Source organism: Burkholderia sp. AU33803 (assembly GCF_002223095.1).
Classification (GTDB): Bacteria; Pseudomonadota; Gammaproteobacteria; order Burkholderiales; family Burkholderiaceae; genus Burkholderia.
The window spans coordinates 2515555-2539491 of record NZ_NKFJ01000006.1 but is presented as its reverse complement, the minus strand read 5'-3'; the positions used below and the strand labels follow the sequence as shown (position 1 = coordinate 2539491).

22 protein-coding genes are annotated in these 23937 nt (G+C 64.0%); 13 read left to right on the top strand and 9 right to left on the bottom strand.

The window, feature by feature from the left end:
* Nucleotides 1-10: 10 nt before the first annotated feature.
* The 3 genes from CFB41_RS28725 to CFB41_RS28715 form a co-directional block, all read right to left on the bottom strand.
* Complete coding sequence (locus tag CFB41_RS28725) at nucleotides 11-751, bottom strand: alpha/beta fold hydrolase (protein ID WP_089458790.1); 741 nt, start codon at nucleotides 749-751, stop codon at nucleotides 11-13.
* Nucleotides 748-1554 (bottom strand): DinB family protein, encoded by an 807-nt coding sequence (locus CFB41_RS28720; protein ID WP_089458789.1) that lies wholly within the window; start codon nucleotides 1552-1554, stop codon nucleotides 748-750. The genes CFB41_RS28725 and CFB41_RS28720 overlap by 4 nt, the downstream gene beginning before the upstream one ends.
* Nucleotides 1555-1642: 88 nt before the next feature.
* Nucleotides 1643-2413, bottom strand: a complete 771-nt coding sequence (locus tag CFB41_RS28715; protein ID WP_089459026.1) for an alpha/beta hydrolase — start codon at nucleotides 2411-2413, stop codon at nucleotides 1643-1645.
* Nucleotides 2414-2595: 182 nt separating this feature from the next.
* On the opposite strand from CFB41_RS28715, the gene CFB41_RS28710 reads away from it, so the two are divergent.
* Nucleotides 2596-3192 (top strand): TetR/AcrR family transcriptional regulator, encoded by a 597-nt coding sequence (locus tag CFB41_RS28710; RefSeq protein WP_089458788.1) that lies wholly within the window; start codon nucleotides 2596-2598, stop codon nucleotides 3190-3192.
* A 69-nt stretch (nucleotides 3193-3261) separates the two neighbouring features.
* Here CFB41_RS28710 and CFB41_RS28705 read toward each other — a convergent pair whose 3' ends face one another.
* Both CFB41_RS28705 and CFB41_RS28700 read right to left on the bottom strand, forming a co-directional pair.
* Nucleotides 3262-3693: a YciI family protein gene (locus CFB41_RS28705; protein ID WP_089458787.1), complete on the bottom strand. Its 432-nt coding sequence runs from the start codon at nucleotides 3691-3693 to the stop codon at nucleotides 3262-3264.
* Between the two features lie 159 nt (nucleotides 3694-3852).
* Nucleotides 3853-5616, bottom strand: a complete 1764-nt coding sequence (locus tag CFB41_RS28700) for an ATP-binding protein (RefSeq protein ID WP_089458786.1) — start codon at nucleotides 5614-5616, stop codon at nucleotides 3853-3855.
* 161 nt (nucleotides 5617-5777) lie between these two features.
* On the opposite strand from CFB41_RS28700, the gene CFB41_RS28695 reads away from it, so the two are divergent.
* Nucleotides 5778-6008, top strand: a complete 231-nt coding sequence (locus CFB41_RS28695) for a hypothetical protein (protein ID WP_039369487.1) — start codon at nucleotides 5778-5780, stop codon at nucleotides 6006-6008.
* 42 nt (nucleotides 6009-6050) lie between these two features.
* Here CFB41_RS28695 and CFB41_RS28690 read toward each other — a convergent pair whose 3' ends face one another.
* The 4 genes from CFB41_RS28690 to CFB41_RS28675 form a co-directional block, all read right to left on the bottom strand.
* On the bottom strand, nucleotides 6051-6395 hold the full coding sequence (locus CFB41_RS28690) for a hypothetical protein (RefSeq protein WP_179250190.1): 345 nt from the start codon (nucleotides 6393-6395) through the stop codon (nucleotides 6051-6053).
* A 164-nt stretch (nucleotides 6396-6559) separates the two neighbouring features.
* Nucleotides 6560-7972 carry an MFS transporter gene (locus CFB41_RS28685; RefSeq protein WP_089458785.1) on the bottom strand — a complete coding sequence of 471 codons (1413 nt, stop codon included), beginning with the start codon at nucleotides 7970-7972 and terminating at the stop codon, nucleotides 6560-6562.
* A 173-nt stretch (nucleotides 7973-8145) separates the two neighbouring features.
* The gene (locus CFB41_RS28680; RefSeq protein WP_083266168.1) at nucleotides 8146-8907 is read right to left on the bottom strand and encodes an ABC transporter permease; all 762 of its coding nucleotides are present in this window, start codon (nucleotides 8905-8907) and stop codon (nucleotides 8146-8148) included.
* A 3-nt stretch (nucleotides 8908-8910) separates the two neighbouring features.
* Nucleotides 8911-9855 (bottom strand): ABC transporter ATP-binding protein, encoded by a 945-nt coding sequence (locus tag CFB41_RS28675; protein ID WP_089441744.1) that lies wholly within the window; start codon nucleotides 9853-9855, stop codon nucleotides 8911-8913.
* Nucleotides 9856-10289: 434 nt separating this feature from the next.
* Here CFB41_RS28675 and CFB41_RS28665 point away from each other — a divergent pair, with 434 nt between their 5' ends.
* From CFB41_RS28665 to CFB41_RS28615, 11 genes are all read left to right on the top strand, one after another.
* Nucleotides 10290-10586 carry a cupin domain-containing protein gene (locus CFB41_RS28665; RefSeq protein WP_089458784.1) on the top strand — a complete coding sequence of 99 codons (297 nt, stop codon included), beginning with the start codon at nucleotides 10290-10292 and terminating at the stop codon, nucleotides 10584-10586.
* Between the two features lie 616 nt (nucleotides 10587-11202).
* Complete coding sequence (locus CFB41_RS28660) at nucleotides 11203-12816, top strand: DUF2957 domain-containing protein (protein ID WP_089458783.1); 1614 nt, start codon at nucleotides 11203-11205, stop codon at nucleotides 12814-12816.
* A gap of 71 nt (nucleotides 12817-12887) precedes the next feature.
* Nucleotides 12888-14141 carry a DUF2957 domain-containing protein gene (locus CFB41_RS28655; RefSeq protein ID WP_089458782.1) on the top strand — a complete coding sequence of 418 codons (1254 nt, stop codon included), beginning with the start codon at nucleotides 12888-12890 and terminating at the stop codon, nucleotides 14139-14141.
* A gap of 73 nt (nucleotides 14142-14214) precedes the next feature.
* Nucleotides 14215-15039 carry an OmpW family protein gene (locus CFB41_RS28650; protein ID WP_071332061.1) on the top strand — a complete coding sequence of 275 codons (825 nt, stop codon included), beginning with the start codon at nucleotides 14215-14217 and terminating at the stop codon, nucleotides 15037-15039.
* A gap of 121 nt (nucleotides 15040-15160) precedes the next feature.
* Entirely contained in the window at nucleotides 15161-15664 is a 504-nt protein-coding gene (locus CFB41_RS28645; RefSeq protein WP_039369510.1) for a hypothetical protein, read from the top strand.
* Nucleotides 15665-15899: 235 nt separating this feature from the next.
* On the top strand, nucleotides 15900-17021 hold the full coding sequence (locus CFB41_RS28640; protein WP_089458781.1) for a hypothetical protein: 1122 nt from the start codon (nucleotides 15900-15902) through the stop codon (nucleotides 17019-17021).
* Between the two features lie 132 nt (nucleotides 17022-17153).
* Complete coding sequence (locus CFB41_RS28635) at nucleotides 17154-19670, top strand: type VI secretion system Vgr family protein (protein WP_256941246.1); 2517 nt, start codon at nucleotides 17154-17156, stop codon at nucleotides 19668-19670.
* The gene (locus tag CFB41_RS28630; RefSeq protein WP_089458780.1) at nucleotides 19667-21643 is read left to right on the top strand and encodes an alpha/beta hydrolase; all 1977 of its coding nucleotides are present in this window, start codon (nucleotides 19667-19669) and stop codon (nucleotides 21641-21643) included. Before CFB41_RS28635 ends, CFB41_RS28630 begins: the two co-directional genes overlap by 4 nt.
* Nucleotides 21640-22374 (top strand): hypothetical protein, encoded by a 735-nt coding sequence (locus CFB41_RS28625; protein ID WP_089458779.1) that lies wholly within the window; start codon nucleotides 21640-21642, stop codon nucleotides 22372-22374. Before CFB41_RS28630 ends, CFB41_RS28625 begins: the two co-directional genes overlap by 4 nt.
* Nucleotides 22375-22379: 5 nt before the next feature.
* Nucleotides 22380-23147, top strand: a complete 768-nt coding sequence (locus CFB41_RS28620; RefSeq protein WP_256941245.1) for a hypothetical protein — start codon at nucleotides 22380-22382, stop codon at nucleotides 23145-23147.
* 5 nt (nucleotides 23148-23152) lie between these two features.
* Nucleotides 23153-23902 carry a hypothetical protein gene (locus CFB41_RS28615; RefSeq protein WP_256941244.1) on the top strand — a complete coding sequence of 250 codons (750 nt, stop codon included), beginning with the start codon at nucleotides 23153-23155 and terminating at the stop codon, nucleotides 23900-23902.
* Nucleotides 23903-23937 lie beyond the last annotated feature (35 nt).

The window sequence follows — 23937 nt, the reverse complement described above, 5'->3', positions numbered from 1 at the left end:
CTACGGGTTGTCAGGCGGGCGGCGCGGACACGATGCGCTCGAGCGCCGCGCGAAACGCATCGGGTTGCTCGACCGGGATCAGGTGCCCGCAGCGCGCGATCGTGTCGAAGCCGGCGCAGCGCGCGAGCGCCCAGTCGGGCAGGTGCCAGCCCGCGCGCGAGCGTTCGCCGGCCATCAGCCAGACCGGATGACGCGCGAACACGTGCGCGAGTGCCTGCAGATAGCCCGGTTCGCCCGTCGTCGCGACCACCGAGCGGCCCATCGCGCGCAGCGTCGATGCGGGCTGATGCGCGAGCCAGCGGCGGGCGTCGTCGACGAGGCCCGGCGACGGCGCGTCGATCGCGCCACGCAGCCAGCCGTGCGGATCGGCGCGCAGGCCGTCCAGCATCGCGTCGGCTTCGGCAGGCGTCATGCGGCCGACCGACGCCGACCAGAACGCATCGTCGAGCGTGAAGTTGCCCTCGACGTTGACGATCCGCCGCACGCGTTCCGGGTGCGCATGCGCGAACAGCATCGCGATCGCGCCGCCGACCGAGTGGCCGACGACATCGACCGGCTGCGCGCCGAAGTGCGTAGCGACGGTATGCCGAAGGTGCTCGACCTGCGCGGCGAGCGTGATCGTGTCGGACGGTACTGTGCGGTGCGCGCCGTAGCCGAGGAGGTCAGGCGCGAGATGGGGGCCGTTCCACCCGCGCACGTCGAGCGTGCCGATGAAACCGTGGATGAAGACGATGGGCGTGGGCTGGGTCATGGCGCGGGCGCGGCAGGAAGGGGCGGTAATTCGAGTTCGGCGAGCAGTTCGTCGAGTTCGAGCACGTGGGTACGGTCGTGGTCGAGCAATTCGCGCACGAGTTCGTCGAGCGACATGCGGCGGATGCCGTCGCGCAGCCCGCAGCGTGCGAGTTGCGCGGAATCGAGCGCGGCCGCCGTTGCACACAGCGCGGCGCGGCCCGTGCGGAATGCCGTGACCGCGGCGTCGAGCGGCTGCGCGAGATAGTCGCGTTGCGCGGCGAGTGCAGTGCCGTCGACGGATGCAATCACGGGCAGGTCGAGCGTGCGTACGGCGTCGATGCGCTCGGCGAAGATCGCATCGAGATCGCGCAGGTGGCACGCATGCTCGATGAGCGAGAAGCCCGTGCCGTCGGGGCGGCGTGGCCATAGTGCGGCCGGCACGTGCGCCGCATACGCGGCGAGCCGATCGGGCAGGCGGGCCAGCGCGGCGACGACGTCGGCGAACGGCAGCACCTGCGGATACGCGCTGAACACCGCGCCATAGCTGAACAGCGTGCCGCCGAGCCGCCCGCGTGCCTGCACGACGTCGTGGCCGTGACGGCGCATGATTTCCGCGACCATCGCGCCGCAGAACTGGCGGGCTGTCGTGTCGGTTTCGATTTCGGGGAATTTGTGCGCGATCTCGTGCTGGATCGCACCGATCGCGGCGACGCCTACGCGCGACAGCGCCGCGAATTCGACGTAACGCTTGGGTTGCGCGATCAGCGCTTCGAGCTGGGCGCCGAGCGCGGTGAGGCGGAAACGGTCGAAGCGGGAATGCATGACGAAAGCATCTCGGCGAGTAACGTATCAAAACGATACGTTACTCGCCGGGGAGACGTCAACAGGTGGAATCGGGCAAGACCTGGGCTCACTCCTTGCCGGCGCCCTTGGCTGCCTGTTCGATCAGCTTCGCGACTTCGGCCGGGTGCGAGATGTACGCGACATGGCTCGACTTGAGCTCGATCGTCTTGCTGCCGGCGCGTTGCGTCATGAAGCGTTCGAGCTCGGGGTTGATCGCGCGGTCGGCCGTGGCGACCACTGCCCAGCTCGGCTTCGTCCGCCATGCGGCATGCGTGATCGGCACGCCGAAGGACTGCGCGGCCGGCGTGACCTGCGAGATCGCCATGAATTTCGCTTCGGCGGCCGGCACGTCGGCCGCGAAGTCGGCATGGAACGAGGCTTCGTCGAAATACAGATGGCCGTCTTCGGTGGCCTTGATCGCCTTCGTCGCGGGCGGCGTCTTCTTGGTCAGGTCGAGCGGGCTTTCGCCGGTGTCGGGCTGAAACGCGGCCACGTAGACGAGGCCCGCGACCTTGTCGTCGTTGCCGGCTTCGGTGATCACCGCGCCGCCGTAGCTGTGGCCGACGAGGATGCTCGGGCCGTCCTGCGCGTCGACGACACGCCGGGTTGCCTTCACGTCGTCGTCGAACGACGTTTCCGGTTGCTGAACGACGGAAACCTTGTAGCCGTCGCGCGTCAGGATATTCGAGACGGCTTGCCAGCCCGAGCCGTCGGCGAAGTAACCGTGAACCAGCACGACGTTCTTGACGGGGGCGGCGACGGCCGCGTGCGAACCGAATGCGGCGGCGGAAACGGCGAGTGCGGCGGCGATGTGGCGAAGTTGGGAAAAGCGCTTCATTTTCATTCTCCAGATGGAAGACAGGGTGGGAAACCGTCGGATATCGACAGGCGTCTTGTTCTGTCGATGCAGTCATCCTACTAGTAGGTAGGTGTATCGACAAGGAGAATTTGCGGCTGGAAAAGACTATCTCAGGGCAGTAAACTATCGCTGTTTTTCATCCGACTAGATGGTAGGTAGATATGACGGTATCGGGGGACAGTACGGCGGGCCGCATTCTCGAGGCCGGGCGGCAACTGATCATGCGGCGCGGCTATAGCGGGTTCAGCTATGCCGACATCGCCGACGCGATCGACATCCGGAAGGCGAGCATCCATCACCATTTCCCGACGAAGGCCGATCTGGCGGTCGCGGTGTTGCAGGAGTCGCAGGCGAAATTCGATGCCGACATGTCGCTGCTCGACGCGAGCGGCGCCGACGCGCTGGTGCAGATGCGCGCGTACATCGGCTACTGGGAACGCTGCATCGCGGACGACAGCGCGCCGTTCTGCGTCGCCGGCATGCTCGGCGCGGAACTGCCGGCGCTGCCCGACGACGTCGCGCGGGCGGTGAGGGCGCATTTCGACGACCTCGCCGCGTGGCTGGTGCGCGTGCTCGAGGCGGGGGTGAAAGAGGGCGTCGTGCAGCCGGGCGTGTCGGTGCAGACCGAGGCCGCGACATTCGTGTCGCTGGTCTATGGCGCGATGCTTGCCGCGCGGGCGTACGGCAATGCCGCGATGTTCCGGGACGTGACCGGCGGCGCGGTCGAGCGGCTCGCGGTGCCGCGCAAACGCGGGTGAGCCGCGCACGCATCAGCGGGTAGCGGCGGCGTCCGGCGGTGACGCGAAACCGTCCGGCGCCGCCGCGATTTACGCGTGTTTTCCGGCCTCGGCCTGCGCGCTCAGCCGCGCTTTCTGCTCCTGCAACGCATCCGTGAACGCCGGGCTGAAGTCTTCCGCCTCGAACAGCGGGCGGATCTCGATGTCGGAGTCGCCGGGCATCGGGTTCGGGCAGCGCTTCACCCATTCGACTGCCTCTTCCATCGATTTCACCTGCCACAGCCAGAAACCGGCGACGAGTTCCTTCGTTTCGGCGAACGGGCCGTCGACGACGGTGCGGTTCTTGCCGGCAAAATGCACGCGCTTGCCTCGCATGCTCGGGTGCAGCCCGTCGGCGGCGAGCAGGATGCCGGCTTGCGCCAGTTCTTCGTTGAACCGGCCCATCGCGGCGATCATTTCAGGGTCGGGCATCCGGCCGGATTCGGAATCGGTGGTGGCCTTGACGATGACGAGGACGCGCATGGTGAACTCTCCTTGAGTGGAATGAGGGGGCGCCGCCGGTCGTGCCGACGGCAAAACGAGCGGTTACGACAACACGACGCGCGACGGCGGCGCGAATCGACATCGCAGGGAAAAAATCTCAGGGGTGAACGGCGTGTGCGGCGTTGCGCCGGCAATCCGTCATGTCGTGCCGACGCCCGCATCGAGCGCGCTGCGGATCCGGGCGGCGAGTTCGTCGCGCCGGTATGGCTTGCCGAGCAGCATCACGCCGGGGTCCAGCCGTCCCGCATGGAAGATCTCGTCTCGCGTGTAGCCGGACGTGAACAGCACGGGCAACGGCGGCTTGCGCAGCGCGGCACGGCGTCCGAGTTCGCCGCCCTTCACGCGGCCGGGCATGATCACGTCGGTAAACAGCAGGTCGATTGGCGTCTCGCTGTCGAGCACGCGCAATGCGGCTTCGCCGCTGGACGCCGTGATGACCTTGTAGCCGAGCTGCGCGAGCATGTCGACCACGGTCAGGCGGACGTCCGCATCGTCCTCGACGACGAGGATGGTCTCGTGGCCGCGCACCGCGTCGTGCTGCGGTGGGCGGGCCTGCTCCTCGGCCGCGCCGTGGCAGCGCGGAAACGTGAGGCGCACGGTGGTGCCCTGGCCCGGCGTGCTGTCGATCGACACATGGCCGCCGCTCTGCTTGACGAAGCCGAACACCATGCTGAGCCCGAGCCCCGTGCCTTCGCCATCCGGCTTGGTCGTGAAGAACGGTTCGAACGCGCGCTCGAGCACGTCGGCCGTCATGCCGGTGCCCGTGTCGGCGAGCTCGAGCGTCACGTATTCGCCGGGTGGCGTCGGCGCGCGGCCGGCGTCCGACGCATCGCCTGGCTGCACGTTGTAGGCGGCGATCGTCAGCGTGCCGTCGCCGCGCATCGCGTCACGCGCATTGAGCGCAAGGTTCAGGAGTGCGTTTTCGAGCTGGTGCCGGTCGGCGAGCACGTTGCCGACATCGGGTGACAGTGCGGGGACGATCCGGACCGTTTCGCCGAGCGCGCGGCGCAGCATCTCGCTCATGTCCGTGATCAGTTGCCGCGGATTCAGCGTCGTCGGCGCGAGTGGCTGGCGGCGCGCGAAGGCGAGCAGGTGCGACGCCAGTTTCGCACCGCGCCGCACGGCGTTGTTCGCGTTCTCGATCCGCGGTTGCGCGCCCGCATGGGCGCCGAGTTCGACGGAGAGGATCTGCAGGTTGCCGCTGATCACCTGCAGCACGTTGTTGAAGTCGTGCGCGATGCCGCCGGTCAGGTTGCCGATCGCTTCCATCTTCTGTGCATGACGCAACTGTTCCTCGATCGCCGCGCGCTCCGCGATCGCGTCGGTCACGCGCTGCTCGAGCGTCTCGGTCAGGTCGCGCAGCCGGGCATTGGACGCCTGCAGCGCCGCTTCCGCGCGATCGCGGTGGCGCGTGGCGAGCACGCGTTCGGTGGTTTCGACGACGACGGCGAGCACGCCGCCCGGTGCACCGTCGTCGTTGGGGATCGGGCTGTAGTGCAGATCCATCCAGACGTCTTCGGGGCGGCCGCTGCGCAGCAGCACGAGGGCCTTGTCGCGATAGGACAGCGTGCCGCCGGCGAGGCAGGTGTCCATCACGTTGCGGTTGAAATCGGCGACTTCGGGCCAGCCGAGTTCGACCGGCTGGCCGAGCAGATACGGATGGCGCCCGCCGGCGAACCCGGCATACGCGTCGTTGTAGATCATGTAGCCGGGGCGGCCCCACAGCATCACCAGCGGCAGTGGCGACGCGAGCACCGTGCGCACGGCCGTGACGAGGCTGGCCGGCCACCCGTCGAGCGGGCCCAGCCCGGTGGCGGCCCAGTCGAATGCGGCGATGCGCCGGGCCATGTCGCCCTGCCAGCCGGTACAAGCGTGATGCTGCGCGAACAACTCGACATGCATGGGGGCGCTCCGATGAGGACATGTGGTCTCGGGCGGGGGACAAGTCGCGAAAGCGTGCTCCATTCTAGGGCAGATCGATTCGTGCGGCGACGCTGCGCCGTTCCGGAGCCCGTCGTCAAAACTGGTATGCTGATCCTCACCACGTTCACGCGGAGGACGCCATGGCTGCTAAGGAAGTCTCGAAGAAGAAGTACCTGAAAATCCTGAACAAACGCCTGCGCGCCGAGCCGGCGGCGCCGGCCGGCGCGTCGTTCGTGTTTTTCCCGCTGGGTGCGAAGGCGAAGCACGCGACAGGTGTCGTGTCCGGCGACTCGCGCAGCAAGCGCGAACTGGCGGTGATGGCCGCGGTGCAGCGCAAGGCGGCCGAAGAGTTCATCGTCGCCGGGGCCTGACCGGCACCTGCTGTACCGCTGCTGGATTGCCGCCTCCGCCGCCTATGCGGTGGCGGTCTCGCAATGGGCGAGCGCATCGGCGTGCACGCGCAGGATGTCGTGCATGCGGGCCGGGCCGTGCCTCGGCAGGATGAGGTCGAGATCGAGCGGCTGGATCGGGCACAGCGCACCGGCCACGCAGGCGAGCGAGGGCAGGTAGTCCGGGCGTCGGCTCGAATCGACGGTCGCCGGCAGCGGGCCGTCCGTCGCTTCACGGCCGAAGCGCATCAGGATGCCCGACGACAGCAGCGCCTTGTACGCCGGCAGGTACCCGACTGACCCATTCCACGGATGTACGTGTTTCGTGAAGATCGGCACGAGTTCGACGCCGGTGCGGGGCGTCGGCACCGTGCCGGGCAGGCGCGCGACACGGTGCCTCGGCTCGGTCCGGCAGCGTCGGTCCGGCCGCGGATCCGGCCGCGAATCCGGCCGTTTCTCGCAGCAGCCGGGCGCGGCGCTGCGCACCGTCCCGGCTATCGTGAACATCCGGGTCGACCGGGCGCTCAGGGCACCTAGTCCGCCGCCGCCGCGTACCTGCCACTCCCACCCGCTTCATCGCCCGCCGCCAGCTGTTCCAGCGCGAGGCCCTTCGTTTCGATCCCGAGCGTCCACACGGCCAGCGCGGCCGCGATGAACGACAGCGCGCCGAGCGTGAACACGCCGCCCTGGCCGAACACCGGCAGCACGACGCCGACCACGTAAGGCCCGATCAACGAGCCGACGCGCCCGATCGCCGACGCGAAGCCCGAGCCGGTCGCGCGCGCGCCGGTGCCGTACAGTTCCGGCGTGTACGTGTACAGCGCGGCCCACATCCCGAACAGGAAGAACTGCATCGCGAGGCCGGTGCCGATGAGCAGCGCCATGCTGCCGCCGTACAGCGCGCTCTGGCCGTACGCGTACGCCATCACGCCGCCGCCGATCAGCGACGCGATACAGGTCGGCTTGCGTCCCCAGCGTTCGACGAGCCACGCGGCGCACAGGAAGCCCGGCACGCCGCCGAGCGAGATCAGCACCGTGTAGAACACCGATTTCGTGACCTCGAAGCCGGCCTGCTGCAGCAGCGCGCCGAGCCACGACGTGAGGCCGTAGAACCCGAGCAGCGCGAAGAACCACAGCAGCCACACCATCACCGTGCGGCGGCGGTACACGCCGCTCCAGATTTCGCGCAGCGCGCCGTGGCCACGCGCGACGACCGGCTCGGCGAGCCGCGACGGCGGCGGCAGCGTCGTGACGCCGGCCGAGCGCATCACCTTCGCCTCGATCGTGTGCATCACCGTGTCGGCTTCCGCGTGCCGGCCCGCATGCTCGAGCCAGCGCGGCGATTCCGGCACGATGCGGCGCACGACGAGCACGAACACGGCGGGAATTGCGAGCAGCGCGAACACGGTGCGCCAGCCGAACTGCGGCAGCACGAAGTACGCGACGATGCCGGCCGTGATGAAGCCGAGCGGCCAGAAGCCGTCCATCAGCGCGATCAGGCGGCCGCGCTTCTCGGTCGGCACGAATTCCGACAGCAAGGTCTGCGCGACCGGGAATTCCATGCCCATCCCGATCCCGAGCAGCACGCGGTAGACGATCAGCGCGTCGACGCTCTGCGCGGTCGAGCACAGATAAGAGGCCGCGCCCCACAGCACCATGCTCCACTGGAACACGGGCCGGCGGCCGAAGCGGTCGGCGAGCAGGCCGGCGACGGCCGCGCCGAGCACCATTCCGAAGAAGCTCGCGCTCGCGACGAGGCCGGCGGCCGCGGTCGACAGCCCGAACTCCTTGCGGATCGAGCCGAGCACGAACGTCATCGTGCCGAGGTCGACCGAGTCGAAGAAGAACGCGATCGCGATGATGAAGAAGATCCGCTTGTGATAGCCGGAGAACGGCAGGCGTTCGAGCCGGGCGGCGGCGGAGGCGGGAGCGGTGGCGGCGGGCATGGCGTCCTCTGAAATGAAAAGGGGCCGCGAAGCGCGTGCTTCGCGGCCCCGATGCTTCGTCTTCAGTAGACGCGACCACAAAATGCCGCATCAGAGGAAAAGCGCCGCCTGCTTGCTCAAATGCGTCATCGGCGGCGGCGCGGGGGGCGGCCATCGCGCATCAATTGCATCAATTAATTCTTCAGCTTGTAGCCGGTACGGAACATCCACGCGACGATCGCCAGCAGGATCACGAGGAACAGCGACGTCGCGCCGAGGCTCACGCCCACATGCACGTCCGCGATCCCGTAGAACGACCAGCGGAAGCCGCTGACCAGGTAGACGATCGGGTTGAACAGCGTGACGACGCGCCACGCGGGCGGCAGCATGTCGACCGAGTAGAAGCTGCCGCCGAGGAACGTGAGCGGCGTGATGATCAGGAGCGGCACGAGCTGCAGCTTCTCGAAGCTGTCGGCCCAGATGCCGATCACGAAGCCGAACAGGCTGAACGTGACCGCCGTCAGCACGAGGAACAGCACCATCCAGAACGGATGCAGGATGTGCAGCGGCACGAACAGGCCGGCCGTGGCGAGGATGATCACGCCGAGCAGGATCGACTTCGACGCGGCCGCGCCCACGTACGCGATCACGATCTCCCAGTACGACACGGGCGCGGACAGAATCTCGTAGATCGTGCCCGTGAAGCGCGGGAAGTAGATGCCGAACGACGCGTTCGAGATGCTCTGCGACAGCAGCGACAGCATCACGAGCCCCGGCACGATGAACGAACCGTAGCCGATGCCGTTCACGTCGCTGATACGCGAGCCGATCGCGGAGCCGAACACCACGAAGTACAGCGATGTGGAGATCACCGGCGCGATGATGCTCTGCATCAGCGTGCGGCGCGTGCGGGCCATTTCTGCGCGGTAGATCGCGCGGATGCCATGCAGGTTCACGTGTCAGGCTCCTTGCTTGCCGTTGCGGCGGTTGTCGATCAGGCTGACGAAAATATCCTCGAGCGAGCTCTGCGTCGTGTGCAGGTCGCGGAAGCCGATGCCGGCCGAGCCGAGCGCGTTGATCAGCTTCGCGATGCTCGCGTCGTCGCGCTGCGAGTCGTACGTGTAGACGAGCGCGGCGCCGTCGGCCGCGCGTTCGAGCCCGAACGGCGCGAGCGCGGGCGGCACGTCCGCGAGCGGGTGCTCGAGCTGCACGGTGAGCTGCTTCTTGCCGAGCTTGCGCATCAGCTCGTGCTTTTCCTCGACGAGCACGAGCTCGCCGCCGAGGATGATGCCGATCCGGTCGGCCATTTCCTCGGCTTCCTCGATGTAGTGCGTGGTCAGCAGGATCGTCACGCCGCTCTCGCGCAGCGAATCGACGAGCTTCCACATGTCGCGGCGCAGCTCGACGTCGACGCCGGCCGTCGGCTCGTCGAGGAACAGGATGCGCGGCTCGTGCGACAGCGCCTTCGCGATCATCACGCGGCGCTTCATGCCGCCCGACAGCGTCATCAGCTTGTTGTCGCGCTTGTCCCACAACGACAGCGCCTTCAGCGTCTTCTCGATATACGCGGGATCGGGCGCCTTGCCGAACAGGCCGCGGCTGAACGACACGGTCGCCCAGACGGTCTCGAACGCGTCGGTGGTCAGTTCCTGCGGCACGAGGCCGATCATTTCGCGGGCCGCGCGGTAGTGATCGCGGATGTCGTGGCCGCCGACCGTCACGCGGCCTTCGGTCGGCGTGACGATGCCGCAGATCGAGCCGATCAGCGTCGTCTTGCCGGCGCCGTTCGGCCCGAGCAACGCGAAGATCTCGCCGGGGCGGATGTCGAGGGTCACGTGCTTCAGCGCCTGGAAGCCGGACGCGTAAGTCTTGGAGAGGTCGGAGACGGAAAGGATCGGTTGCATGCTCACGGAGGGCACGGCCGGCCGGCGCGATGGCGTGCGCCGCACGTGCCCGGCGTCGCCGCCGCTGCGAAGCGGCCGGGATCGGGGACGGCATGGCGAACGGGCGTCATGTCGAACGGCGTTGTGGTGCGGGATCGCAGGACCGCCATATTAGCAATCGGTAGATGGAAATGCATTCTCGTGGAAAGGGCGTGGGGTGCCGGTGCCGGATTTGCGCGAATTGACCGCGCATCGCCGAATAACGCGGCGATTTATTTGTGGTGCGTGAACAATGGGTGCCGGTTTCGGCGAGCCGCGCTGCGATCGCGTTTCGGCGCGACCGCAGTGCGGCCGGCCGGCCGACTGTGCCGCCCGAAGGCCGTCGCGCCGTACCGGGACGGCGTGCGCGGTGCTCGCGATAATGCATTCCTTTCATCGTTCTCGGAGCGGGGCGCATGTCTTTGGTCGACTTCAAATCCGTGGCGGCCGCGCAGCCGGTCGCGTGGAAATCCACGATCGTCGGCGAGGTCGGGCCGGCCAGGATCAAGGTGCTGCGCATGGATGCGCAGCCTTACGAAGCGGAAGTGCACGACTACAACGAAGGGCTGCTGGTGCTCGACGGCCGGATGATGCTCGAGGTCGCAGGCGAGACGATCATCGTCGAGGCCGGGCAGATGTACCTCGCGCTTGCCGGTGTGCCTCATGCGGTGCTGCCGGGCAGCCACGGCACGCTCGCGATCATCGATGTGTAAGGTTGCGCCGCAACATGCGGCCGGGCGGCCGAGGCCCGGCTGGCTTGGCCAGGCGCGAATTGGCGGTCGCCATTCAAACGCGTGTTATACCGCCTGGGTATTTGTCTGAGCAAATAAAATGAAGGCTGTTTGAAAATCTGTCAAATACCGTGTAAACGCTAGGATTGCGTGGTTTCCGTCGTTTGGAACTCTGCATCCATTTACTTGTGGGTATCGTCCGATCATAGTCTCCACCAACGACGCATCACGATAACGAATCAAGCGTACGGATGGAGACCAATTCATGAGACGCCTATCCGCGGGGCCAGTCGGACTGCCGTTTCCCGTTTTTTCGCTGAATGCAGGCGCGATGCAGAGCGCGTGCCTGCGTTGTCCTCTCGCCGTGTAGCGGCGAACCACTTCCCGTTTCGATCGTTCTCACGGCGCCGTGCCGCATGACGGCGCCGCGGGAGAGCGCTTGTCTGCCGCCGCGGCGTGTGCCGCATGTGCCTGACCGGCATCGCGGCCGTTTGCGCGCACCGTCATGCGCCGCGCGTTCGTGCCGCGGCGCGATACCAACCGGCGGGCCATGCAGCCTGTCCGGACGAGACTTGTCGTACCTGAAAAGGAGGGGTTGATGATTTGCATTCCTGAATGGCGGAAAGCGGTTCTGTCGTGCGCGGTGCTGGCGCTGCCGTTCGTTGCCGGTTGCGGCGGCGGCGACGATCCGGGGCCGATCAACGTGCCGCAGTGCTCGGGCAGCGCATGCGGGCCTAGCGGGGCTGAAACGACGCCGCCGGTCGTGACGAAGCTGTGTCCGGACGCGCTCGATTACACGACGACTTATACGGGCGGCGCAGGCAGCGGCGAGTATGTGAAGGTGAAGTTCGATACCACGAAGCTCACCTATCAGATGCAGTTCATCGAATCGTCGGTGCCGACGTCGGCCGGGCAAGTCAACGACACGCGCGCGGGCCTGACGATCAGCGGCGCGTTCCATCATCCGGCCACGCTGCCGACCGCCGAGCAGAACCGCTGCGCGTTCGTGCTCGACAGCGGCGCGACGAGTGACGGCAAGTATGCGGTGACGATCAAGCGCACCGATCCGCCGATGCTGTTCGTCGGCAATGGCGTGGTGGGTGGCGGGATTCCGGGGGCGACGATTGCGTACAAGGGTATCGACCTCGGGGCCCCCACGCCCATCGGCTACGTGCCGTCGCGGACGTTCGATTTCTACCCGTTCATCGGCTTCATCGAAACGGAAACCGACTTTTCGAAGGTCGCGGGCAATTACAACGAGGTAGGCATCCATCTGTCGCCGATCGGCGGGGGTGGGCAGAGCGCGCCGGGGCCAATCGGCTGGGAGCCGGACGTCGTCAACTGGAACCAGACGCTCAATGCGGACGGTTCGTGCACGATCACGCAAGGCAGCGACTACTCGTGTCAGACGACCGGGACCCCCTGGACGCTTCGCAAGAATGCGGACGGGTCGGCCGACAACGTGTTCGTGAGCAACGGGCTGCCGAATGCGTTTGGCGTGGCCTCGTATCCGATCGCGGGGCAGGGGTCGTCGCTCATCCTCCTTGCGTCGAGTCAGGCCAAAGGCATCATGATCGTCGGCAAGCTGAACGGCGTACGGATACCGGTCGTGATTCGTGTCGGCTATACGTATGTCGATCCGGCCAATCCGCTCGCGTCGGTCGCCGATGCCGAAGTCGGGATCTCGATGCTGTCGTCAGCCACCGCGATTGCCGCCAATTCGCTGAAGGGCGGTTACATCGGCGCGACCAGCGCATCCGCATGCGGCGTCGTGACGTCTCCCGGCACGACGAGCTTCTTCCCGTCGGCAGGCCCGAGCTTCAATCCAAACGTGCCGCACCCGGATCTGCCTGGCAAGTTCGTCAATGGCACCTTCCTGACGGAAGCCGGAACCTGTAACGACGGCACTGCCGTGTCGACGATGGCCGCGAACTATACGTCGACGCTGTTCCAGGGCAATACCGCGGCGTTCATTGATCCGCAGACGTCGTCGGTGACCTCGCAGTTCGCGCTCGACTATACGCAGGCCACGCCCGGCAAGATCAAGGTCACGGCCTCGCAGGACTTCAACGCGAAGGGTGCGAGCGGCAACGTGGCGATCTTCAAGAAGGGCGATACGGGCTGGATCGTGACGGCCGGCAACGTCTACGCGATGGTCGTCAACAACAGCCAGGTCAACCCGTTCTTCACGGTCGGCGCGTTCGTCCAGTAACCCTGCATTGAACACGTAAAACCGGCGGCGCATGCGTCGCCGCCGGCGAATCGAATTTCAAGAGGATTCCTATGAATTTGAAGCAATGGATGGCAGCGGCGTCGCTCGCACCCGTGCTGGCCGCCTGCGGCGGCGACGGCGACCCGCCGCCCGCACCGGTAGTTCGGCTGTGCCCGCAGACGATCGACTACAACACGGTGTTCGTCGGCGGGTCGGGATCGGGCGAGCTCGTGAAGGTGCAGCTCGACACGACGAAAATGACGTACCGGATGACGTATCTCGCATCGCCGGTGCCGACCACCACGGGCACCGTGCAGCCGACCCGCGACACGGCGCCGGCCAACGTGGTCGACGGCACGCTCGCGGACGAAACGGGGCTGCCGACCGTGAAGCTGAACCAGTGCACGTTCCGGATGCAGAACGCGAGCCTCGACCCGAACCGGCCCGCGCGGCTGTTCCTCGGCGAAGGTGTGCTGGGCGGCGCGATTCCCGGCGCGACGATTCAGTTCGACGGCGTGATCGGCGTCGGCAAGATCACGAAGACGACGTTCCCGTACTACCCGTTCATCAGTTTCTCGTCGCTGGAAACCGACCTGACGAAGATCGCCGGCAAGTACAACCAGCTCGGCTATCGCCAGGTGCCGTCGCAGAGCTTCCAGCCGGTGGCGCTCGACCAGCAGGTGACGATCAACGCGGACGGCAGCTACGTCGAGACCGACAACTTCGGCAAGAAGAACGGCGGGCAGCCGCTTGCATCGAGCGCGACCGTGAACCAGCCGTTCACGCTGCGGCCCGATGCGCCGGCGTTCCAGTCGCTCAACTACCTGCCGCAGATTCAGCCGACGCTCGCGGCGGTCGATCCGGCGAAGGCCGGCAAGGGGATCCTGATCGTCGGCAAGCTGCGCAACCAGCTCGTGCCGATCTTCATCCGCACGGGTGCAGCCAACGCGGACCTCACGCAAGGCCCGCCGAGCGCGGACGACGAATCGGGCATCTCGTTCCTGAGCCCGCAGACGGCGATCGCGCAAGGCTCGCAGAACGGCGAGTACACGGGTGTCGACAGCGCGTTCAACTACCGCGCGACTGCGCTCGTCGGCGCGCAGGCCACGCTGCTCGATCCGTTCAATGCGTCGCAGGCCGCGCTCACGCGTGCGCTGAATCTCGACTACACGCAGAAGGTGCCCGGTGTCGTCACGACCGTGCATGCGGACGCGGCGTCGGGGCCGGCGACCGGCAAGTTCGTGTTCACCGGCGGCGTATTCGGGTTCCTCGACATGAACGATACGAGCAACCCGTACTTCACGGTCGGCGCATTCGTGCAGTGACGCACGCCTGGATGGAGACACGGTGGCGCCGCGCGCGGATGCGCGGCGCCCGGACAGAATGAGGGGAGACTTCATGAAGAAGCTGATTGTCGCGGGTGTCGTCGCAGGCGTGTCGACGCTCGCATCGGCCCAGCAGGCGGGCGACAACGTCGCGACGCTGGGCTGGCTGCACATCATGCCGCAGGATTCGACCAACGGGCTGACGACGAATCTTGCCGGCATGCCGATCAATGGGCCGTTGCGCCTGCCCGGGTCGTTCACGTCGCCGGGCACGAGCCTGACGGTCAACAACGCCGATACCGTCGGCCTCACGCTCACGCACTTCTTCACCGACCATATCGCGGTGACGTCGGTGCTCGGCGTGCCGCCCGAGTTCACGCTGACCGGGCACGGCTCGATCCGGCCGCCCGGCCCGGCCGGTGCGCTCGGCAGCGTCAACATGGACAACCCGGCGAACCAGCCGGCGGTGAAGAACGCGCGGCAGTGGAGCCCGACGATCATTCTGCAGTACTACTTCAACTCGTCGACCGCGCGGTTCCGGCCGTTCGTCGGGATCGGCGTGGCCTACAGCTGGTTCAGCAACATCGAGCTGAATGGCAACTTCGCCAAGGACATCAACGAGAACCTCGGCAGCGTGCTTGCGGCCGGTGCCGGCAAGCCGGGGCCGACCTCGGTGGAGGGCAAGGCGTCGTCGTCGTTCACGCCGGTCTACAACGTCGGCGCGAGCTATGCGATCGACAAGCACTGGGGGCTCACGGCGACGCTGACCTACATGCCGCTGAAGACCTACTCGTCGCTCGTGATCAAGGCGGCCGACGGCTCGACGCTTGCCACCACGCGCACGCGGCTGAAGGCTGACCCGCTGATCACGTTCGTCGGGATTTCCTACAAGTTCTGAGCCGACCGGTGCGCATGACGCGCGTCGGCGGCTTCCTGCGACCGGCTGGCCGGACCTTTTCGGCCGGGAGGTCGCGTTCCTGGCGGCGTGCCGCCATTTGTGAAGAGAGGGGGCAGTTCAAATGAGCATTCGCAAAATCGTATCGCTTGTTGCTGCAGTGGCTTTCACCGCGGTTTCGGCCGCGCCTGCTTTCGCAGTTACCGTTACGCGGGCCGACGGTCAGCCGATGAACCCGAACGGCGAGCCTTTTTCCGCGACCGGGCTCACGAACCTCAGCAAGGGGCAGATCACCGCGGCCTGTAACGCGACCTTCAACGGCACGATCACGTCGACCGGCATCGTCAACATCACGTCGACGACGTTCTCGGGCGGTGCGACGTGCGGGCTGATCAACGGCAGCGCGAGCAGCGCGTCGCCGTGGACGGGGCAGGCCGACAGCACGACGCAGTTGACGATCAATAACGTCAAGGTGAACGTCACGCTGCTCGGTACCTGCGGGCCGAGCAAGGTCGTGACGACGTGGAGCGATCCGAACTCGTCGCTGACGTTCAACAACGCCACGCTGACGCCGGATTGCACGGTGGGCGGCACGGTCGCGACGTCGCCGAAGTTCCACGTGCAATAAGCGATCGCGGATCGAAGCGGGTGCCCGCCGCGTGCGAGGGCCGTGCGGTATGTGCGGCGGGTTTCCGCCGTTTCGATGGGTTCGTGCCGTCGCGTGTATCGGCGCGGCGGCCGGCTGACCACCCGTGTCGCGATCCGATCCGGGTGGACAGGCAGGGCCGGCGCGGCGTGCCGCGCTGCCCGATTCGACTGAATTAACCACTATTCCAATTGGCCAGAACACCCCCGGAAGACCCATGCTTACCGATCCAGCAAAGTATGGAGATGCCCGCGGCGCGACGCCTGACCGGCTGCGCACGGCCGCGTGGCTGCAGTACCTGATCGAACGACTCGACGCCGCCGCGTGCGCGGCGGACACGGGTGACGCCGGCGGCACGACCGTCATCGCGTCGCACGCGATACGCATGCGAGTGGGCGCGAACCTGTCTCGAGAAGCGGCAGCGATTCTTGGCCGGCTCGCGCCGTGGATCGCGTCGGACGGCGACGCCTGCGCGTGCGATCTGACGGACCCGCGCGGTGCATGCTCGCATGTGCCGTCGATGCAGCAACTCGCCGAAGCCGAACGTAGCTGCCCCGGCTCGCGCGCCGTGTTCGACACCGCGCACGGTGTGATCGATGCGTGCGCGTTCGACGACCCCGATGTCGGCTGGGCCGCACTCGGGCGGATTGCCGGCGGTGTCGAATGCAACGGGGGCGATGGCCGTGAATGTACCGAACATGAAAAGGGCGCGCAGGACGACATGCCGCCTGCGAAGAACCTGAGAGAAAGACTGGCCGTGGTCGCGGCGGCGAGTGGGGAAACGTCGGCCATGCCGGGCGCCATCGTCGACGCGATCGTGCTGCGTGTGTGCGGGCCGCGCAATGACGCGTCGCGCATCGACGAGATGGCTGCGCTCGTGACCTTCTCGGCCGCACTCGCCGCTGGCGACGGGATCTCTGTTGCCGCGTATGGCGGTCAGCACAACCTCGTTGCGCGGGCGATTCACACGCATCGTGCCGATCTCGCGTCGGTGGACGGGCTGCTCGCGGCGTTGTCCGTGTGCCGACTCGATCAGCTCGTCGGCGCGGGCAGCGTTTGGGCCTACTACTTGCTGGCGGGCATCGTGATTGCAGCGCCGGACGCCGTTCGGGAAGTCGGTCGCCGCTTTCATGGTGATGAATGGCAGGCGTGGCTCGATCACGTGCTCGCGTGGCCGGCGGTCAGTCGATTCGGGCCGAAGGAGGACGACGCGTTCGAAGGCCTGCGCGGTGCAATGAGCCTGACGTCGCGATGGAATCCGATCGTCCGCGGGAAGCGGATGCGGAAGCGGGGTGTTGGGACGGCGCAGTTTGGTAGGGGTGAAACGAAGCCCGAGTGACGCGCAAATTGGTGTCAGACGGTCAGTTATTCGTTTAATTGAATTTTCGAACTCGTTCTATTTGATTTTTCAGTTTTGCAGATTAAGGTCTTGCCGGGATCAATTCGATAATGTTTGACCAGGAGAAAATCCTTGGCCCCGAGCAATGTCCTTGTCGATGCCGATGCGCGCGCCGGTATCGAAATTCACCAGTTCTATCGTCTCGATATGCCTCAGGCGAAGCGTGCCGCGCTCGCGGATATCTTCGCGTTCGAGGGTACGTCCGGCATGGGCGAGCCGACGAAATTCACGATCCAGTTTACGCATCCCGAACACGATCTGTCTCGAATCGAATTCCTGAACAGGCCGTGCACGTTCGCGATCCAGCCTCCTCCTCGCGACCGCTGGAGTCGACCCGAGCCAGCCCGGCGCGTCCACGGCATCGTGACGGGCTTCGCACATCTGAATAGCAATCGGGATCAATCCACCTACGAGATAGTGCTGGAGTCGCGCCTTGCGCTGTTGCGCGGCTCGCGCCGTTGCCGCTTCTTTCTGGACATGAGCGAGCCTGAGATCATCAGGCAGATTCTGAAGGAGCACGAGTTCAACCAGATATTCGCGAGCGTCGAAATCTTGCTGTATCGGGAATACCGCAAGCATGCGTTCGTGATGCAGTGGGGGGAAGACGACCTGACGTTCATTACACGGCTTTGTCGGCGCACGGGAATCTGGTTCGTTTGTGATGCGGGCGAGAAGCGCGAGCACGTGAGGTTCGGCGACGATTTCACGCATTACCGCCGCAATAATGCACTAGTGGTTCCATACCGCGAGCATAGCGGCTTGATGACCGACGGGTGCGAATCGGTTCATTCGCTAGAAATGCATGCGACAACGGTGCCGAAGCGCCACATCGTACGCAGCTATCACATCGAACGGCAGCCGGCCCAGCCCATCGAGGCTTCAAACGACATTCAAGAAGATCGGACCGCGTACGGCGAGGACTATGTATGGGGCGCGCCTTTCTTGACCGAGGACGAAGCAAAGCGGGAGGCGCTGTTGCGGCACGAAGCCGCGCTGGCGGAGCAGGTCACGTATCGCGGCGTCTGCGACATGCTGGACCTTGTGCCGGGGGCCGTGCTGAAGTTGACGAATCGCACACTGCCGGATGCGAAGCATGGGTTGCTCGCGGTGCGTGTGACATGCCGGGCATCGCGCAAGACGGGGTATCAGGTCGAGTTCGATGCGACTCCTTCCGATCGGCTCTACCGGCTTCCGCTCAAGGAAGAGGCGTGGCCACGTATCGAAGGCGTCATCACCGGAACCGTGGCTTCGTCCGGTGGCTGGAAAAATCCTTATCTCGACGCCCAGGGACGCTACATCGTCCATATTCACGCCGACAAGGACAAGCGCACGCCAGGGCTCGAAAGTTGCCCGATGCGTCTGGCAAAGCCGTTCGCGGGAGCGGGGCAAGCCGGTTTTCATTTCGGTCTGGTCGAGGGGACGGTCGTGACTGTCGGGTTCCTGTGGGGAAACCCAGATCTGCCGTACATCAGTCAGGTGCTGCATACGGCGGAGGATACCGATCCGATCGTCGGCGGCTATCCGTGGGGGACGCGCAATACGATCCGGACCCGGTCGAACAACACGCTGCAAATGGAAGACCGGGAGGGCAAGGAGCATATCAAGCTCGCAACCGAGCGCGGCAAGACGCAGTTGAATCTAGGCCACGCAGTCGATCGAGACAACGAGAATCGGGGCGAAGGATTCGAGCTTCGTACGGACATGCGTGGTCATGTGCGCGCAGGTGGAGGCGTACTTGTATCGGCCGACATGCAGGAGCGGGCGCGTGGCGAACAGACGGACATGCGGCCCGTGGCAAACCAGTTTCAGTTCACGCAGGCACAGGTCGGCGGGCTGGCCGAGGCCGCCGCGATGGCCAAGGCGGAAATCGCGGACCTGCGGGCCGAAAACGCATGGTTGAAAGATGAGCTGACGGGATTGAAGAAGGCGGTCATCGCTCTGTCGGCGCCGGACGGCATCGGCATGGCGACACCGGATCGCGTGATGGTGTCGGCGGGCAAGGATGTGAGCGTGGCGACGTCGGCCAGGTTCAGCGTGAGCGCGATCGGGAATGTCGCGATCGCGGCAGGGGGCGTACTGTCGCTGTTTGCTCACAAGATGGGAGCGAAGCTCCATGCGGCGCGGGGGAAGGTGCAGATTCAGGCGCAATCGGACGCGATGGAACTGGTCGCTCAGAAGGACATGCGAATCACGAGCGCCGATGGCGCCGCGACCGTGAATGCCGCCAATGGCGTCGTCCTGAGTGGAGGTGGGTCGGCTTACGTCAAGGTGCAGGGAGACGATGTGGAGATTGGCGGAGCCGGTTGCCTGATCCTGAAGATCATCGAGATTCAGAAGGAGGGGCCGGGTGCGCTTTCGCTACCGCTGCCGAAATTCGGTCAGGTCAGCGCTCCGAATGACGAACGCTTCATTCTGACGGATCACATCACCGGACGGCCGGTGGCGCACCGGGCATACAGGATCCGGCTTGCGGATGGGCAGATCGTCGAGGGCGTGACCGACGAGAAAGGCGAGACTTCGCTGAGCCGGCAGGATGTCGCGCAAGGTCTCAAGCTCCTGTTGAAGAAAAGCGAGGGGCTTGATACATGACCGATCAGGACAATTCGTTGGCCGAAGACGGGGTGGCCCACGATGCCGCTGCTCCGGAGGCATTTCGGCTTCATACCGCCACTCGGGTCGTGCCGATGCAGCGTGATCATCTTGGGCAACCTTTTTGGGAGTCCTATCACACGCCTAGCAGCTTCGAAGTGCGGGCGGAGTGCCGGATTCCGCCGCACATGCCGGGAGTGATCATTTTCGTGCATGGCGTCAATTCGACGGGGGAGTGGTATGACGCGGCGGAAGAAGCGTTGTGTCACGGTTTGAGTGAACGCTTGCGTCGAACGGAAGAAACCAAACTGAGACCAAATGCATACTTGACAGAAGATCCCAACACCGGACGTTCTGTTCCGCGCCAGATTGATCCAACCAAACCGGGAAATTCTTCAGTGATCCGTTTCTATTGGGGCTACAGCGCAGTCTCCGGCAAGGAGAGAAATTGGCGTGTACCGCTACGCAATCTGAACGATGCCGATTTTTGGGCTCATCATTGTACGAATGAAAACGGCGAGTGGCTGGGCAGCGATACTCCGTCCGGGCCGTGGTTCTGGGGCGGTGGTCCGTTTCAGAACGGTACCAACAACATCCAGCAATTGTGGAGCAAAACCGGCTTCAACCGCCATGTGTTCGGTTTTGATATGGAGAGGCTGAATACTGAAGCGGATCGTCAGCTTCAGGACGCACCACCGCGCAACTACTATGCGCACGCGGCACAACGGCTAGCGAAACTGATCGACACGATCAGAAACAAATGCCCGCGCGATACCGTGACGGTCATGTCGCACAGCCAGGGCACCATGATCGCGATGGCAGCCACTGCCCTATGCACGACACGTGCACCCGATGCGCTGTTCGTGATGAACTCGCCATACGCACTCGACGACAAGATCACCGATGCCCTTGCATGCGGCCCTGATCGTCCGACTGAGGCGGCACGCGTCAATACGTTCCGGAATGTTGCATTGCGAATCAAGCAGGACAAACGTGTCATGACTGAAGCGCAGTTGCAGCAGCTTCAATGTGGTGCATCCGAAGACATGGACTTCTGGCGGCCTGACAACAAGCGTCGGTCCGGCACACACGAGCGCGACAATCATGGCCGACTGTACGTGTACTTCACGCCGCATGATCGGGTGATGGGCGCCGCACCGCTGAAAAGCATCGGCTGGCAGGGTGTAGATGACGAACTGCTCAAGGAGCTTGGAGATACCGTCAAGCAGCGCATGCTGGCGCGCGGCACACCGGTTGGCGATGAGCCGGGCGTAAAGAAGTTCGGCACGCTGCCGCCGACACCAGAGGATAAGCTGGTTCCCGGTGCAAAGCCGACCGACTTCTGGAATGGCAACCGGAACATCATTCCCCCTCTCTTGACGCTTTGGGCGGTTCCGCATCCCGACAAGACGGTCACGATCAACGCCGAGCGGGTGCCGCAGCCGGTCACGGCCGAGGAGATGGCACCGTTCGATAATTCTCGCCGAAACGCTGACGCAATGGGCAAGTGGGTTCCGGACGAGAATAATCCCGACACTGGTAGCTATGCCGACAAGGACTACCGCTTCAATCGATCACTCTATGAACCCAAGCTGACCGTGCCGACGGAGGATATTTACACGTCCAGGCGTGGGGCACGCCTTGAAAGTCAGGATGAAATGCTCGAGCGCCTCGACACCTACAGGGCCGAGCCAACGAACCACAGCACGCTGCCTCAGCATCAAGCATTCATGGCGCGCGTCGCGGCCTACGATCTTCCCGTTGGATTCTGTGACTCCTATGAGATGCCATCCTTCTGGACGTCCTTGATGAAACTGGCTGACTGGACGCAGGGTACGGATCCGTATCTCGAGAGCGGTATGCCTGAAGCGGTCGTCAAGCCCGGCCATATTGATTGGGACACGGTGGCCGAGGAGCAAAGCAGGACGGACGGTGAGCGTCTCGCTCGGCAGCAGTATGGCGGATCGGCATGAAGTCTCTCGCGGTTGTACTAACGCTGGTCGTATTGACATCGGGCTGCGCAACGCAGCAGCCACAGCGCTCGACCTTCAGGCTGAGCGACTTCAGGAGTTCGACGCTCAAGGAATTGCCATACGATTCACCGCCGCAGACGATCTACCGGATCGACGATCACCGATTTGTCACACTTGAACGCTACCGGGACTGCAATCACGGCGAGAGCTACTACAACGATACACGTACAGGTATCCGAAAGTACCTGGGCCGAGGTCGCTTCGAGAATTTCCAAGGCCGCATCATCAATGCAGATCCGACGGGGATGAACATAGTCTTGCCGCTGGCGTACCCGCCGCGAGCATTTTGCGGTAATGGCGAGAAAGGTTGCGTCGTTCCTTTCTGGTACTCGACAGATGGCGGGCAGACATTTCAAGTCAAAGACTATGAAGACCATAGTTTCAAACCATTTGATGATTCGAAGCGGTATACATTCGCAGTCGCGAATGGACGGCTTTTCGTTGCGAAAAGCGACTATACAGACGAATCGGAAGCATATGTGCGCGAGTATCCGATGGTTTATGGCATCGATCTCAGTAAGCCTTATCCTCCCGGAATCAGAGGATCCAGTTTTGCGGCATCCAAGCGCCCGAACTACCTTCAGGGAGCCTCGACACCCTCCGGCCAAGATCGAATCATTTGCGATTCATCGCTCAAACCAACGAATCCGGATGCACCGTTGGTGCAATAAGGCGAATGGATAAGAAAACCACCTCGAAGCCAGTCAAGATGAGAAATAGAGTGGCAGTGATTGCAGTGCTTGCTCTGCTGCAGGGTTGTGTGGCCCAACCGCCGGCGCGACCCGTCTTTGGATTGGGCGATTTCATGAGTTCGAAGCTGGAGACGCTGCCATACGACTCACCGTCGCAGGTGATCTATCGGATCGATGATCACCGGTTTGTGACGCTGGAACGTTACCGAGACTGCAATCATGGGGAAAGCTATTACAACGATACGCGTGCAGGGATCCGAAAATATCTGGGTCGAGGTCTTTTCGAGAATTTTCAGGGACGCATTATCAACGCAGACCCGACCGGTATGAATATTGTCCTCCCGCTGGCGTATCCACCGCATCTGATCTGCGGAAATGGTGAAAAGGGCTGCGTGGTTCCCTTCTGGTACTCGACAGATGGAGGAGTGACATTTCAGGCGAGGTCTTACGCGACGAATAGCTTTGAGTCGTTCGAAAATTCCAAGAGATACACATTCGCGGTCGTGGGTGGAAGACTATTTGTAGCCAAGAGCGACTACGCAGACGAGTCTGAAGCATATGTGCGCGAGTATCCAATGGTTTATGGAATCGATCTCAGCAAGCCTTATCCACCCGGAATCAGAGGATCCAGTTTTGCGGCATCCAAGCGCCCGAACTACCTTCAGGGAGCCTCGACACCATCCGGCCAAGATCGAATCATTTGCGATTCATCGCTCAAACCAACGAATCCCGATGCACCATTGGTGCAATAAGAAGAATGGATAAGAAAATAGTTTCGATGATATGCCGAGTGACGGTGATTGTCTCGATTGTGCTGATGCAGGGTTGCGCAACGCAGCAGCCACAGCGCTCGGCCTTCAGGCTGAGCGACTTCAGGAGTTCGACGCTCAAGGAATTGCCATACGATTCACCGCCGCAGACGATCTACCGGATCGACGATCACCGGTTTGTCACACTTGAACGCTACCGGGACTGCAATCACGGAGAAAGCTACTACAACGATACACGGACAGGTATTCGAAAGTACCTGGGCCGAGGTCGCTTCGAGAATTTTCAAGGCCGCATCATCAATGCGGATCCAACCGGGATGAACATTGTCTTGCCGCTGGCGTACCCGCCGCGAGCATTTTGCGGTAATGGCGAGAAAGGTTGCGTGGTGCCTTTCTGGTACTCAACCGACGGTGGGCGAACATTCCTCATCGAGGATTACGCGGATCATAGCTTTAGACCGTTCGACGATTCAAAAAACTATACGTTCGCCGTGACAAAAACAAAGCTATATATTGCAGAAAAGTCTGCTGGAGGTGACGCGTATGTCGTGGAATATCCAATGATTGCCGGAATTAATTTGAGTCGTCCATACCCTCCTGGTGTTACGGGGGGCAGCTTTGCTGCGTCGAAACACCCTCAGTTTCTACGAGGCATTTCGACACCCTCCGGCCAAGATCGAATCGCGTGCGATTCATCGCTCAAACCAACGAATCCCGATGCACCATTGGTGCAATAAGACGATTGGATATGAAGACAGCCGCGAAGCCAGTC

Coding starts and splice junctions, on each gene's coding strand:
- CFB41_RS28725 (WP_089458790.1), bottom strand. CDS start 751: ATGACCCAGCCCACGCCCATCGTCTTCATCCACGGTTTCATCGGCACG.
- CFB41_RS28720 (WP_089458789.1), bottom strand. CDS start 1,554: ATGCATTCCCGCTTCGACCGTTTCCGCCTCACCGCGCTCGGCGCCCAG.
- CFB41_RS28715 (WP_089459026.1), bottom strand. CDS start 2,413: ATGAAGCGCTTTTCCCAACTTCGCCACATCGCCGCCGCACTCGCCGTT.
- CFB41_RS28710 (WP_089458788.1), top strand. CDS start 2,596: ATGACGGTATCGGGGGACAGTACGGCGGGCCGCATTCTCGAGGCCGGG.
- CFB41_RS28705 (WP_089458787.1), bottom strand. CDS start 3,693: ATGCGCGTCCTCGTCATCGTCAAGGCCACCACCGATTCCGAATCCGGC.
- CFB41_RS28700 (WP_089458786.1), bottom strand. CDS start 5,616: ATGCATGTCGAGTTGTTCGCGCAGCATCACGCTTGTACCGGCTGGCAG.
- CFB41_RS28695 (WP_039369487.1), top strand. CDS start 5,778: ATGGCTGCTAAGGAAGTCTCGAAGAAGAAGTACCTGAAAATCCTGAAC.
- CFB41_RS28685 (WP_089458785.1), bottom strand. CDS start 7,972: ATGCCCGCCGCCACCGCTCCCGCCTCCGCCGCCGCCCGGCTCGAACGC.
- CFB41_RS28675 (WP_089441744.1), bottom strand. CDS start 9,855: ATGCAACCGATCCTTTCCGTCTCCGACCTCTCCAAGACTTACGCGTCC.
- CFB41_RS28665 (WP_089458784.1), top strand. CDS start 10,290: ATGTCTTTGGTCGACTTCAAATCCGTGGCGGCCGCGCAGCCGGTCGCG.
- CFB41_RS28660 (WP_089458783.1), top strand. CDS start 11,203: ATGATTTGCATTCCTGAATGGCGGAAAGCGGTTCTGTCGTGCGCGGTG.
- CFB41_RS28655 (WP_089458782.1), top strand. CDS start 12,888: ATGAATTTGAAGCAATGGATGGCAGCGGCGTCGCTCGCACCCGTGCTG.
- CFB41_RS28650 (WP_071332061.1), top strand. CDS start 14,215: ATGAAGAAGCTGATTGTCGCGGGTGTCGTCGCAGGCGTGTCGACGCTC.
- CFB41_RS28645 (WP_039369510.1), top strand. CDS start 15,161: ATGAGCATTCGCAAAATCGTATCGCTTGTTGCTGCAGTGGCTTTCACC.
- CFB41_RS28640 (WP_089458781.1), top strand. CDS start 15,900: ATGCTTACCGATCCAGCAAAGTATGGAGATGCCCGCGGCGCGACGCCT.
- CFB41_RS28630 (WP_089458780.1), top strand. CDS start 19,667: ATGACCGATCAGGACAATTCGTTGGCCGAAGACGGGGTGGCCCACGAT.
- CFB41_RS28625 (WP_089458779.1), top strand. CDS start 21,640: ATGAAGTCTCTCGCGGTTGTACTAACGCTGGTCGTATTGACATCGGGC.
- CFB41_RS28620 (WP_256941245.1), top strand. CDS start 22,380: ATGGATAAGAAAACCACCTCGAAGCCAGTCAAGATGAGAAATAGAGTG.
- CFB41_RS28615 (WP_256941244.1), top strand. CDS start 23,153: ATGGATAAGAAAATAGTTTCGATGATATGCCGAGTGACGGTGATTGTC.